The 12,261-nt window shown below is 58.7% G+C and carries 14 protein-coding genes; all 14 read right to left on the minus strand.

Annotated features, from left to right (window positions below; all coding sequences use genetic code 11):
* Positions 1-157 precede the first annotated feature (157 nt).
* Positions 158-2,443, minus strand: a complete 2,286-nt coding sequence (locus tag Q8N04_01650; protein ID MDP3089353.1) for a DNA polymerase domain-containing protein — start codon at positions 2,441-2,443, stop codon at positions 158-160.
* On the minus strand, positions 2,397-2,687 hold the full coding sequence (locus Q8N04_01655) for a hypothetical protein (GenBank protein MDP3089354.1): 291 nt from the start codon (positions 2,685-2,687) through the stop codon (positions 2,397-2,399). The genes Q8N04_01650 and Q8N04_01655 overlap by 47 nt, the downstream gene beginning before the upstream one ends.
* A 4-nt stretch (positions 2,688-2,691) precedes the next feature.
* Positions 2,692-3,423, minus strand: a complete 732-nt coding sequence (locus Q8N04_01660; GenBank protein MDP3089355.1) for a hypothetical protein — start codon at positions 3,421-3,423, stop codon at positions 2,692-2,694.
* 17 nt (positions 3,424-3,440) lie between these two features.
* Positions 3,441-3,623, minus strand: a complete 183-nt coding sequence (locus Q8N04_01665) for a hypothetical protein (protein ID MDP3089356.1) — start codon at positions 3,621-3,623, stop codon at positions 3,441-3,443.
* Positions 3,604-3,852, minus strand: a complete 249-nt coding sequence (locus Q8N04_01670; protein ID MDP3089357.1) for a hypothetical protein — start codon at positions 3,850-3,852, stop codon at positions 3,604-3,606. The genes Q8N04_01665 and Q8N04_01670 overlap by 20 nt, the downstream gene beginning before the upstream one ends.
* A gap of 19 nt (positions 3,853-3,871) precedes the next feature.
* The gene (gene lexA, locus Q8N04_01675; protein MDP3089358.1) at positions 3,872-4,417 is read right to left on the minus strand and encodes a transcriptional repressor LexA; all 546 of its coding nucleotides are present in this window, start codon (positions 4,415-4,417) and stop codon (positions 3,872-3,874) included.
* Positions 4,418-4,776: 359 nt separating this feature from the next.
* The gene (locus tag Q8N04_01680; protein ID MDP3089359.1) at positions 4,777-5,865 is read right to left on the minus strand and encodes an ABC transporter ATP-binding protein; all 1,089 of its coding nucleotides are present in this window, start codon (positions 5,863-5,865) and stop codon (positions 4,777-4,779) included.
* Positions 5,850-6,524: a molybdate ABC transporter permease subunit gene (modB, locus tag Q8N04_01685; protein ID MDP3089360.1), complete on the minus strand. Its 675-nt coding sequence runs from the start codon at positions 6,522-6,524 to the stop codon at positions 5,850-5,852. Before modB ends, Q8N04_01680 begins: the two co-directional genes overlap by 16 nt.
* A gap of 13 nt (positions 6,525-6,537) precedes the next feature.
* The gene (locus Q8N04_01690; protein ID MDP3089361.1) at positions 6,538-6,867 is read right to left on the minus strand and encodes a hypothetical protein; all 330 of its coding nucleotides are present in this window, start codon (positions 6,865-6,867) and stop codon (positions 6,538-6,540) included.
* Positions 6,845-7,606, minus strand: a complete 762-nt coding sequence (modA, locus tag Q8N04_01695; protein MDP3089362.1) for a molybdate ABC transporter substrate-binding protein — start codon at positions 7,604-7,606, stop codon at positions 6,845-6,847. The genes Q8N04_01690 and modA overlap by 23 nt, the downstream gene beginning before the upstream one ends.
* An 11-nt stretch (positions 7,607-7,617) precedes the next feature.
* Positions 7,618-9,333, minus strand: coding sequence for a hypothetical protein (locus Q8N04_01700; GenBank protein ID MDP3089363.1), 1,716 nt, complete (start codon positions 9,331-9,333; stop codon positions 7,618-7,620).
* A 72-nt stretch (positions 9,334-9,405) separates the two neighbouring features.
* A complete protein-coding gene (locus tag Q8N04_01705) occupies positions 9,406-9,945 on the minus strand; it encodes a hypothetical protein (protein ID MDP3089364.1) in 540 nt (179 codons plus the stop codon).
* 179 nt (positions 9,946-10,124) lie between these two features.
* Positions 10,125-10,982, minus strand: a complete 858-nt coding sequence (locus Q8N04_01710) for a substrate-binding domain-containing protein (protein MDP3089365.1) — start codon at positions 10,980-10,982, stop codon at positions 10,125-10,127.
* 19 nt (positions 10,983-11,001) lie between these two features.
* Positions 11,002-12,186: a substrate-binding domain-containing protein gene (locus Q8N04_01715; GenBank protein ID MDP3089366.1), complete on the minus strand. Its 1,185-nt coding sequence runs from the start codon at positions 12,184-12,186 to the stop codon at positions 11,002-11,004.
* Positions 12,187-12,261: the final 75 nt, after the last annotated feature.

Raw genomic sequence — 12,261 nt, forward strand, 5'->3', positions numbered from 1 at the left:
GCGAACTCTTCTACAACCGCCAGCGGCGACATTCCCGGCTGGGGAATCTCTCGCCGGTCGCATTTGCCCAGCAGTGGGCCCGTCAACAGCCGGCGGCATGAGGCTGCAACCTATGGCGTCCACTCTTGACGACCGGGGTCAAACAACACCCTAGACCTTAGCTCTTCCGCCTTTTGCTTTGTCCGATACAGACATCCCGGTTTCTCCTCCCCCTAGGATCCACATCCTTTACGGCGACTTCCAAAGGAGCGAGCAACACCGAGACGGCCTTCTGAATCAATCTCACATAGGCGTCGATATCGTAGGCAATGGTGCCATCGCCTCCGGCCACGGCGCGCACGCGATCTTCGGGCAAGGCCGCCTTGCTGGCGCTGATCACGTAGTGAATCGTCTCTCCCGGTTGGACCGGCACACCGCGACGCTGGAGCTCTTTTGCCGCAATACTGGTCTGCGTCGCATGGCGATAGCGCTCCGGCGCTTGCGTCAGCGTTTTTCCGATCGCCACCTCTTCAATTGACGCGCGCCCCTCGCGCAAATACCGGCAATAGTCCTCGGTCAATGCCTCGATCTCCGGAATTTGTCTCCGCAACTCCGCAATCGTCTGCCCCTGCCCCATCCGCTGCAACACCTCCGATTGAAACCGTTTCACAATGAGCGGGGCATCGGATCGCCGCACTTCAAGTCCGCGCACCTTCATTCGCCCGTTGTCGAACAGTCCGACGAACTGATTGTGTACCGGCATGCGCGGGTTGACGCGCGACGGAAGAAAGCCAATCCACCGATACAGGCCTTCGACGACAATCGGCAATTCTGTTTGCGTACTGATGTCAGCGGCCAACCGGTCGTAGTCGTCTCGCCCGGCGCCCCGCTTCTGCAGCCAGAGCGAATCGACGATGGCGTGCAGAAAGCGAAGCCCCTGCGACTCGGCGATCTCTTTGGCGCGCAGCAGCACCTCGCGGCTATAGGCCGTGACCGCCTCATGCGCTTCGATTCTCCCGAAGCGCGCATTCTTGTACCCGAGGTAGCCGAATGACACGACCAGCAGCCACTTCAGCGCCGTCTGGCGCTGATCGATGATCTGCCGCATCGCGTCATCGGGCGTCGTCTTGAGCTGCTGTTTATACTGCGCCCGTTTGGCGAGGAGCGGAGCCAGCGTCCGGGGAATCAACCCCTGCGAGATCCGGCAGGTGTGATGGGCGATCTCCGGCACGCGCGCGGCTGGATCCTCCGCGCAACATCGGCAATTGACCGTCTCCGGCGACACATTGAAGCGGGTCATGATCGTGGGATACATCGAGGCGAAATCCAGCTCGCCGACGCCTTCGTGATAACCGGAGATTGGCGCATAGGTCAGTCCCCCCTGATCCGTCTCCAGAAACTCCACCCCGGTCTTGAATTCCTCCGCCTGCTGCTTGCGATAGGGAATGAGAACTCCCGCCCGATGGGCCTGTTCGAGTTGCATGGACGTGATCCCGGTCCCGGTGGTCGTGCGGGCCATCTGCTGAATCGGCCCTTTCGTGACGCGCGATTGCTCGAACAGTCCGGCCAGGCCTGTCTCTGACAAGGCGAAGGAGTTCCACCGATCGAGGTGGAGCCGGCCATAGAGCGTCCGCTCGCCGGCGTGAGCCAGCACCCGGCCGTACGACACATAGGAGCGCGACGCGCGAGGGCCGGTCGCATGAGCCGGATCACGATTCAAGCTCAGCGGCATGCGCATCTGCGCTGACATTCGCAGCAGGCGGGGCAGAATGTAGGAGTCTCCCCAATCGGTCAGCAGGATATCCGGATCATGCCGCTGCAGCAGGGCCTCGACGGTCTGGAGAAATTCCGCCGGATCGTCTCCATTAAGAACTCGCTCCTCGCCCTCGACTCGGACCGACAACTGGACCACCCCGCCATGATTCGGATTCGGAGAAGCCCCCTCCAAGAGAAACTCCATGATCCGGAGAGGCGGCAGACGATAATCCGTTTCCCAGGGCGACTCGCTCGCCGCAATGGTCCGCACGACCGCATCGGCCGTGATCTCGACTTCACAACGGCAAAGGGGAAAGAGTCCGCGATCATAGAAATAACGCTGCGGTAACCCGACATCGGCATGATAGAAATGCAGTTCGGGCACATCCTCCATGAGCCGTTTCACCGCCTCGCGGAATCTGGTCGGCTGCAGAATCGACACGTCGCAGACCGGAATCGTGTCAACCGACCAGAGCTCACGGCGCTGGTCGCGGTTCACCCGATAGGAGATTCGCCGGCCCGTGAGGAGGCGCCAGGCTGCGGCAAGATCAGTTGATGACCCGGCGAGATAGAACGACGGACGATAGGGATCGACCAAACGGCAGCGGATTCCCTCGTCGCCGAGAATCCAGATCGCCATGCCATCGTGGACAGGATAAGCATCAAGGAGCCACCCCGTCAGGCGGCGGGAGAGAAGACCGGACATCATGATCGGCAACCGCCTGCGATAATCGTTGTAATTGTTTCTGTTGTTCCAGCATCATCGATAGCAACATCACCTCGAACGGTGTATCCCGAGCCAGATAGGCTCCGGCGGCAGAGTGACGCCGCGCCGCCGCGAACAATTCATCCAACGCCTGCTGATCTTCCGCCCGCAACGCGCGCCGGTATCGCCGCCAGGAGGCGATCTCTTGCTGGACCAACTGCGTGAAGGTCGTCAGTGTCCGTCCCATGAACCTACCGGGACTCCAATACCGTCCGGGCGACCTCCCATACCTGGCCGGCCTCTCGGCCATCCGGCTCTTCCTCAAGCCTGATGATCCCCTGGCCCTGCGCCTCGCCGACACGAATGACACGATCCGCCTGGCCACAGAGTTGGTCGATGAACCGATGCCGTGACGGCATGACCGCCGGGATCGGAGGACAGAGGCACACGAGCACATACCCCCGTTGGGCTATCCGACGCAGGCGCTGCATCATTCGACTAGCCAGCCGCGCGGCTTCCTGAGACGGCACGGCCTCATCATAAAATGTTTCAAATAACCCGGAGACAACGGCGATTCTGGCCTGGTACCGCACCAGCGCCTCCTCCAGGCAATCCGACACCAACCGCTCCATTTGATGACACGTGAACGCGCGGGCGACATGGACCAGAGAGAGAATCTTCCGGGGAACCTGGCGACGCGCTCTGGCCAAGCGCCCGATCACAAAGGGGTCGAACGTGTTGGCCCCGTCAAGGTACACCACCGGCTCTCCGGCCAACGCACGATCCGCAGCCGCATGCAACCCGAGTCGCAACACCAACGGGTGGCCATGCAACACCATCAAGCTGTGATCGGTGCGAAAAGGGATCGGCGCATGACGCAGCGTCAGGAGCCATTCACTGGATGCATCGGTTCGTTCCCGACACGTCAGCGGATTATCCACCCCATCAGGAAACAGCAATAGACTTGATGCGGTCGCCGACATTTCCCTCTCCCTCTCTGTTATCCACAACAGCCCGCATGAAATACCTGCCGCTGTCGATAGGCGTTCCAGCACGTCGCACAGAGCTCCACCGTCGAATGGGTAGCCGCATCGACACAGGCCATGCGCGGCTCAACAAGCGCACCACAATCTGCACAGGATCCGCTCACGACACGATCGACATTACGCTCTTGAACGACCATGGGACACCACCTTTGTGTTAGGGCGCACATTTCGATTGCAGACCGTCGACATATAGTCCTGCTCGGATCTTCCGCCCACCAGATTGCGCCACAACCTGATCGGCAACGGCTCAACTTTGGCGTGCCCGAGTTCCCATCGCACGTCCCGAAGCTGCCCGTTCAATGCATCAATCGTCTGCTCAAGAGAGACTAACCGGTCCGTCACCAACGTTCGTCCGCCTGTCAGCATGGTCCCCTCCTTGGTTGAACTAAATCGCACAATGGCGAATCACGCCGATCAACAGTCCTTCGATATGGAAGTGATCGTTCGGCCCGACTATGATCGGCTGCATCGCCGTATTGGCCGGATGCAGTTCGATGTGCGTCTCTTTCTTGAAGTAGGTCTTGATCGTCGCTTCCTGATTCACCAATGCGACGACCGTCTGCCCGTTGCGCGCATGTTCCTGCTTGCGCACGATCACCAGATCGCCCGGCAGAATACCGTCATCTTTCATCGACTCCCCTTTCACGCGCAGCGCAAACGTATCGCCCCCGCGCAACATGCTCGGCGGGACATCGATCAGATCGGATTGCGGCACGGGTTCAATCGGCGATCCGGCCGCCACGATTCCCGCCATGGGAATTTCCGCCCGGCGCTGAAGCTGCTCTAACGCCACACGCACCATCCCGGGAATTCGGCGCATTCCGGCTTCGTACCGCGCCACCGACACACGGGTCGTGCTCAACGCCTCAGCCAATTGCTGCTGCGTCAGCCCCAATCCTTCTCGAATCCGCTTCAGATCGTTTGATTTCATGATGTAACCAATGGTTACACAGAAGAATCACCGCTGTCAAGCGGGAAAATCGCCGCGCTTTCCTCAGAAATTCGAGTATCCTGTGCATAACTCCCGCGCCAATAGCAGCAATAGGCGTAGCTCGCCACAGGATTTCAGGCTCTAACCCAGGATTGGATGATTTCTCAGACAAGTCGGCGGAAAGGCCCAATATCTAGTGGTAGGCCGATGTCCTGATTCAATGACTAAAAACTAGGCAAGCTGTCAGCTGGATGGTGGATTCAAGCCTATCACGCGGCCAAGCGAACGTTGTGAACAGACTTATCCACAGAAGCTGGGGAGATCGAAAAGAAGGCAGAAATGTGAAGAGAACGATGCCGTCATTGGCGCGAAATCAGATGCACGGAACCGGCTTTGAATGCCGCTCGGACCGGTGCTCCGACAGTCAATCCCAGCTCTGTCAGCGCCGATCGCGTAATGACTGCGACGAGCGGAAACCCGCATTCGATCGTGACCCGCGCCAGAGCTCCGAGCGAGGCAATGGCACCCACGGTTCCCTGGAGATGATTCCGCGCACTGGTGAGCCCGGCGTCCGCCGGTTCGAGGGTCACATCCTCCGCCCTGATGCAGACGAATACGTCGGAGCTGACATTCTCGGCAGCCACCGCCGTGAGAGAAATTTCCCCCACTCGCACCGTCGCCAACCCTTCACAGGCATTGACCAGTGTGCCCTGCACGACGGTTTCAACACCGACCACTCTCGCAACATCCGCATTGGCCGGACGGCTGAACACCTCCTGAGGCGTGCCCACTTGCAGAATCGTCCCCTCGTGCATTACCGCCATGACATCGCCCAGCGTCAGCGCTTCGGCCCAATCGTGCGTGACAATAATTGAAGGAAGCGCCAATTGCTTCAGCAACCCCCTGAGCTCCCCACGCAGTTGCGCGCGAGTCGGCGCATCTAACGCGGACAGGGGCTCATCCAACAGCAACAACTGCGGTCGAGGCGCCACGGCGCGAGCCAGCGCCACGCGCTGCTGCTGTCCGCCGGACAATTCGCGCGGCCTGGCTTCCTCCAATCCAGTCAGATGAAACAGCTCCACCATTTCCTGCACACGCTTCGTTCGTTCGACAGGCGTAAGATCTCCCAATCCATAGGCAATGTTGCCGGCAACCGAATAATTGGGAAACAGCGCATAGTCCTGCGCCATGTAACCGATATGCCGGTCCTGCGGCGATACTTTGACGCGCGAACCCGTATCCAGCCAGGTTCTTGAGACAAACTGTATCGTCCCTTCTTCCGGCCACTCCAGGCCCGCAATCGAACGCAAAATCGTCGTCTTGCCGGACCCGGACGGCCCAAACAGGATCAACACCGTCGCGGACTCAACCGGATAGCGGAAACTGGCACGAATAGACGTTCGCCCGGGAAAGGTCTTCGTCACCTCGACGATTATTTCTGCGGCCATACCGCCCAGACCTTTCGATTCATGGCATAGACCAACAACAGGACGAGATAGGAAATCACGAGGAGAAACGCGGCAGTCTTCGCCGCTCCGGCATAGTTCAGCGCCTGCACCTCATCATAGATATCGATCGAGACGGTACGCGTCACCCCTTCGATATTGCCGCCCACCATCAACACCACCCCGAACTCTCCCAACGTATGGGCAAAACTCAAGACGGCGCCGGTAATAAGCCCCGCTGTCGACAACGGCAGAATGAGCTTGAAGAACGTCCTCACCTTTGACAGCCCCAGGGTCCACGAGGCTTCGATCAATTTCCGATCGACCTGTTCGAACGCGGTGGCAAACGGCTGGACGGCAAACGGGAGGCTGTACAAGATCGACGCGAGGAGGAGACCTTCAAATGTGAATGGCAACGGGTGGCCGACAAGGTCTGCATAGAACCGGCCGACGGGACTATGGGGACCGATGGCCACGAGGAGGTAAAACCCCAGCACGGTCGGCGGCAGAACCAGCGGCAGCGCGACGATCGATTCAACGACAAATTTCCATCGCCAGGCTGAATAGGCCAGCCAATAGGCAATCGGTAATCCGATCACCAGCAACGCGCCAGCCGTCAGGCTCGCCAATTTGAAGGTGACCCAGATGGCGATCCAGTTCATCTGAGGACAAGTCCTACTTGCATATAAACTGCATCCCCCACCGCCGGCCGGTCGCTTCTCCCTCTTGCCCTTCCACGCTGGACATGCTGCCGTACCCCTGCACTTCACCTTCCTTCAGGACGACATAACCCGACGGACACTTCTTCTCCATCACCTTCAATGCGCCCTTCCGATGAGGGGACCCCATCGGCCCGCCGCGCTCTTCTTTGAAGAGGTAGGTCACCACGCCGCTCGTCGCCGTCTCTTTGACCATCGTGACCGCATCGGAACATCCGGCGATCGCGCACAGCAACGCGACAACCACCGCCGCAGTGACCGCATTAGTTCGGCAACAGAAATCCATACCGCCTCATAATGTCCTGCCCTTGCGGGCCTTTCAAGAATTCCAAAAAGCGCCGGGCCGCTTCCTGATTCCTGGATTGTTTCAAAATCACCGCCCCTTGCTCCAACGGAGGATAGGCCTCGACTGGAATCTCCCAATAGGCCCCTTTGCCGCTCATGGCCGGAGACAGCGCCAGAGACAGTGCGATGATCCCGATCTCACAGGCGCCGGATTCAATGAACTGCGCCGCCTGTGAAATATTCTCTCCCAGAATCAGCTTCTCTCTCACCGATTCATAGACGCGGGACGATTCCATCGCCGCCACCGCAGCACGACCATACGGGGCGTGCTTGGGATTGGCAATCGCAATCTTCTTGATGCCGGGCTCCCGCAGGACATCCAGTCCCTTGGACACATCCAGGCGCGACGCGGTACCGGCCCACAACACGATCCGTCCTACCGCATATCGATAGAGCGATCCGGACACGGTGAGCCCGGCTTCCTCCAACTTCCTGGGGTATCCGATATCAGCAGAGAAATAGAGGTCGAACGGCGCACCGTTCTGAATCTGCGCATAAAAATTCCCCGACGAGCCTAAGGAGAGTTTCACCTGATGCCCGGCAATCTTTTCATATTCAGCCACGAGATCTTTCATCGCAAAGTTCAAATCGGACGCCGCCGCAATCGTGATCTCCTCCGCGAACACACCGTTGACGCCGGCCCCGATGCACAGGATGACAGTCAAAATGAAACGAATCATGACAGATCCCCCTAGAAAAATATTTGATACTGAACTCGAATCGCGTTCTCGATCAAAGTCCTGGCATTGAGGTCCAACGGCACCGTTCCGGACGGGAACGTCGCCCCGACCGCCGGCAACGGTGCGCTGCGCCCGATTGCAAATCCCCCCTGCCCCATCGCAATATTGCTGTACGTCAGCATGATCTGGTGATCGTAAGTCCCGCTGAGGAACCAGTTCAACGACACATTGACTTCCTTGATGAGATCTCCGCCCGACCTGGTATCCGGATCCCACCAGGCATAGCGGGCGGCCACTTCGACCTTCCGCGGAATCAGGTAGTAGCCGGATTGCACATACCAACCTGTCGCATTGCCGAACTGGCCGGGAGCGAAGACCGTGCAAGGCCCTCCCACAACGGCCGTCTGCATACAGGGCAGCTCCTTGCTATGCCTGGTCACGTTTCTAAACCAGTATTCGGCCTGCAACGAGAAGCCACGGTACTTGAATGCAGAGTCGAGCGTCCAGGTGGAAAAGTCGACGACTCCCTGCCCCAACATGCGCCCGTTCCCGTGTTGGGCAAGCGCACGGCGAACGGTCAGATTCGCCAGGTCAATGCCGACAAAGGCATTATTGGTGCTGGTATCGATCGCCGGATTGTAGGCATACCCGCCACCGATGGCCATTTGAGGCGTTTCAGAATAGGCCAGATCGCCTTCCCCATACCCGGCCCGTCCCATGAGATTCGCCTGCAATCTCGCCACATACATCAGCTGATTCACGCTGGTCCGGAGATTTCCATTGAGATTACGCTGATTAGGCTGACATCCGCCCGGGGACGGAAAGGGATTCCCGCCGGTTTGACCGCCAGGACAACCGACTGTCGGCTCCTCGCTGGAAAACTGCACGAAACGGTTCACTAGCGGGCCGGAGCCGTTAAACACCCCGAAATAATAATTGACCGGATAGATCTCTTCATCGTTCATGATCGTGATGCCGACATCACGCCGGTTCAGACCGCTGGCGGTAAAGGCTTCCATCACCTGCGCCCGGCTCGCAAACTGCATCGAGGCGGTCGAATTGATCTGCGCCCGGTTGAAATACACTTTGTATTGGCCCACCTGCACATTGAGCCAAGGAATGTGGGTACTCGTCACGTTGAGATCCAGCATTGTGATTGCCCCAGGCGCCTGGGCATTTTCAGCCGTTTCACCGGCTAACTGCATGTAGTACTTCAAATCGGGATTAAAGAGATGCCCCATGAAATAAATCCGCGCCGTTCTCAAATTGAACGTTGACGATTCATTAATTGATCGGCTCGCCCGATAGTCGCCGAACACTCCCAAGAGCTCAGGGTAATTTTTTGAGTCTCCGGACTCCCGATAGGCATCGTTTCTGTAGCGCTGCGTGAATCTGGTGGCAAACCGGCCGCGGATCTTGAGAAAGAAGTCGTTATCGTTCATCGAAAAGTTGAACCCGCGGTCGTACCAGGCCTTGAAGCTGGGCTGCAGCAGATAGGTCCGCTCCTGCGATTCCCTGACGACATTGTCGTACTCTTCCTGCGTGATCGTGCCCTGCTTGACGGCCCGCTGCAGCAGCAGCCTGGTGGCCGGATCCATGCTTTCGACAAACACATAGCGCCCGTCCTTTTCGACGAGCTTGCCGGCATCCGCCGCCCAAGCCGGGCTCATACACAGACCCAACAGCACCATATACCCGGCAACGAACCATCGAGCGCGATGAGACATGGCGATGATCTCCTCAAGCAACACGAAATGAAGATAGAGAATGAAAGACGGCGACAACGATGAAAATAATGGTTACGGCCCTGGAGACGAGCCGACTTTCGGCGCGTTCAAGAACGCGCGGTAGTCCAGCGCCGGCAAGCCCTTCTGGTCGGCAGCCCAAAAGCGCCCCGGTTCAAAGTACAGCAGGTACTCGGCAGGCGGTGGCGGCGGGGTGGGATAGTTATAATCGTAGAGATCCGCCTTTCTCGTCGGGATCTGCACATGCACATATTCAAGCGTGAGATAGAGAGAGGACTCACGGACGGCCACCCATCCGCCGACGACATCGCGACGGACGCTGGGATTAAGACCCGGCGCCCGCAGTTCGAAATGCACGCGCTCGCTTGGTCCGGCGGCACGGAGTCCTTCTGAAAGACGACCGGCCAGCGCCTCCAGTTCATCCGGACGAAAGACCGGTTTGGGAGGATTCTCTTCCGCAAACCACCGTAGCGGCATGCGCTGCTTGGGCCGGAATGAAAACCCTTGCAAGATACTCGTCAGCTCTGCCGGCGTCAGTTGCACCGGATGCGAATAAGCCGAAGCTTCAACGGCCTGTTGAAGGACAACGACCACGCGAGCGTCCTCGTGCACGACTTTGGTCGTGTAGGGCAGTCGCGCACAGGAAGCGGACAGCCCCACAACAACCCCACAGAGAACGATCCGACAGAATATGAAAACTCGGTATCGGTGACGCATACATGCTCTCCGTTGATATAGAAAGAAGCCGCCAGTACCCTTGTCCAATCGCCCACTCACGGGATAGGGACGCGCACCGGAGATTCAGGCGATTTCCCCGGTCCATACCCCAACCGTTTCAACACCGACTGCCCGTCCGGACTCGTGACAAACCGCAGAAACTCCTCGCAGAGCGGACGATCCGGGCAATATCTTTCCATTGAAATGGAATGAGGAATCGACTTGTACAGACCGGTCGGAGCCGTGGCCACGACACGCACGCGCTGCTGAACCCGGACCGCATCCTGACCGAACATGATGCCGACATCGGCCTGGCCACTCAGCACGTGATCGAGAATCCCGGCTTGATCGTTGGCGAGATCAATTCGTTTTCCTTCCGCGCTTTTCAGTCCCAACGCCGACAGCAACCGGTCGGTTTCCACGCCCAGTCGAGTCTTCTGATCGGCAATGGCAATCCGCACCGATGGCATATTCGCCAGGGCTTCAAACGATTCCGGCGCCTCGCTCAACGACTCCGGCGCCACGAGGACCAGACATTCCGTCGCATAGAGGGCTTTCGCCTCCGGCAGCAGATAATATTTCTGCTCCATGCGGGTGATCACCTCATCCCCGCCCGGCGCCACAAGGTGAATCGGCCCTGAGCCGATGAAGGACTTGCCCCGATTCTCCATCGCGGCAACGGTCCGCCGAAGATCGAGCGACGTATCGACCGAGAGCTGAACGTGCACCCCCGGGTGACTCGCCTCAAACGCCTGCCCTAGTTGCGCCATGGCTTCCTGCACCGACGGCGACGTGGCGATCACCAGTACCCGCTCCATGCTCGGATCTCGAACCGGACGGGACCCCGGAGCACAACTCACAATGTACGCCATACAAATACCCACCGTGGCGGCACTCATCCATTGAGCGGTCATGCGATGTCCACCCTCATCATTACAACGCCTGAAGCTTGCCCGTGTCCGTCGTGTCATACCCGCCGATGGCGGCGATCTCGGACCGGAAGGGACGGCTGGCCAACGTATCGAAGAGATGATGCAAGGAAGGATGACTGGAGAGATAGGCTTTGGGCACCACTAAATCGTACCGCGCCGACTGGAGCGGAATGAAGTCAAGGCCGTAGGATTGTGCGGCGGATCTGATTCCCATCCCCACATCCGCCTGCCCTTCCAAGACCAGACGGGCGACATGGAGATGGGACGCCGCCGTGCGATCATACCCTTTCACCTGCGCACCGACGAAACCCGCGGCACGCAGCCGCTGATCGAGCAGCAGGCGCGCCCCGGCACCCTCTTCCCGATTGATTACCGTCACATCATCGCGCACGAGATCGGCGACCGATCGAATCTGCTTGGGATTGCCCGGACGGACGACCAATCCTTCTTCCCACGTCGCAAACGTAATCACCTCATACGCACTCACCTTCAAGTGCCGACGAAGAAACGGCAAATTGCTTTCACCGGTCGAATCGTCAGTCAGGTGAATGCCCGCCACATGCACTTCGCCCCGCTGTAAGGCCTGGAGCGCCGCCGTGCTCCCCATCGTCCACCCGACCACACTCGTCTGATCCTTCCGGCGTCGAAGATGTTCACCCGCCAAGAAAATCGCCGGATCGCACCCTGCTACCGCAATTTCTTGCTCAATGGAATCCCGATCACGGGAGAGCCGCACCTGCACGACCGGCGCATCCGACCGCCCGCGACGACCCGCCTCCCGCGATTCAAGAAACCCATCGGCCGCTACCGTATAACTCAACACTTCGCCGAGACCTGCGACAGGTCTCGCACAATACCGGCCATTCACCTTCACAACTTTGACGCGAGGCAGTGGACCGGAAGCACTCGCCGACCGAGGCACATCAATCAATCTGGCTTCAATCACCTCACCGGCGGATTGCAGCGAGAACAGATCCTCAACGGAGCTGTTCAGCACCCGCGCAAGCTGAAGCGCCACGAGCGTGGTGGGGAGATACCGATTGGCTTCGATTGATGAAATGGCCTGACGAGTTACCTCGGCCCGCGCCGCCAGCTCTCCCTGCGAGAGCCCTCTGGCAGTACGGACTTCCTTGAGTCGATTCAAACAAAAAGACGGAACATTGGAGGATGATTTGCGCTGCAACATGAAAAAATAAATAGCAATGATGCTTTACAATTGTCAATCATTAAATACATCAATCAACAAAAACATTAGACATAT

It is taken from the genome of Nitrospira sp., assembly GCA_030692565.1.
In the GTDB taxonomy this organism is placed as follows: domain Bacteria; phylum Nitrospirota; class Nitrospiria; order Nitrospirales; family Nitrospiraceae; genus Nitrospira_D.

What these genes read in the sequence shown, in the direction of transcription:
- Q8N04_01650 (MDP3089353.1), bottom strand. Translation starts at nt 2,443, where the DNA reads ATGATGTCCGGTCTTCTCTCCCGCCGCCTGACGGGGTGGCTCCTTGAT.
- Q8N04_01655 (MDP3089354.1), bottom strand. Translation starts at nt 2,687, where the DNA reads ATGGGACGGACACTGACGACCTTCACGCAGTTGGTCCAGCAAGAGATC.
- Q8N04_01660 (MDP3089355.1), bottom strand. Translation starts at nt 3,423, where the DNA reads ATGTCGGCGACCGCATCAAGTCTATTGCTGTTTCCTGATGGGGTGGAT.
- Q8N04_01665 (MDP3089356.1), bottom strand. Translation starts at nt 3,623, where the DNA reads ATGGTCGTTCAAGAGCGTAATGTCGATCGTGTCGTGAGCGGATCCTGT.
- Q8N04_01670 (MDP3089357.1), bottom strand. Translation starts at nt 3,852, where the DNA reads ATGCTGACAGGCGGACGAACGTTGGTGACGGACCGGTTAGTCTCTCTT.
- lexA (MDP3089358.1), bottom strand. Translation starts at nt 4,417, where the DNA reads ATGAAATCAAACGATCTGAAGCGGATTCGAGAAGGATTGGGGCTGACG.
- Q8N04_01680 (MDP3089359.1), bottom strand. Translation starts at nt 5,865, where the DNA reads ATGGCCGCAGAAATAATCGTCGAGGTGACGAAGACCTTTCCCGGGCGA.
- modB (MDP3089360.1), bottom strand. Translation starts at nt 6,524, where the DNA reads ATGAACTGGATCGCCATCTGGGTCACCTTCAAATTGGCGAGCCTGACG.
- Q8N04_01690 (MDP3089361.1), bottom strand. Translation starts at nt 6,867, where the DNA reads ATGGATTTCTGTTGCCGAACTAATGCGGTCACTGCGGCGGTGGTTGTC.
- modA (MDP3089362.1), bottom strand. Translation starts at nt 7,606, where the DNA reads ATGATTCGTTTCATTTTGACTGTCATCCTGTGCATCGGGGCCGGCGTC.
- Q8N04_01700 (MDP3089363.1), bottom strand. Translation starts at nt 9,333, where the DNA reads ATGTCTCATCGCGCTCGATGGTTCGTTGCCGGGTATATGGTGCTGTTG.
- Q8N04_01710 (MDP3089365.1), bottom strand. Translation starts at nt 10,982, where the DNA reads ATGACCGCTCAATGGATGAGTGCCGCCACGGTGGGTATTTGTATGGCG.
- Q8N04_01715 (MDP3089366.1), bottom strand. Translation starts at nt 12,186, where the DNA reads ATGTTGCAGCGCAAATCATCCTCCAATGTTCCGTCTTTTTGTTTGAAT.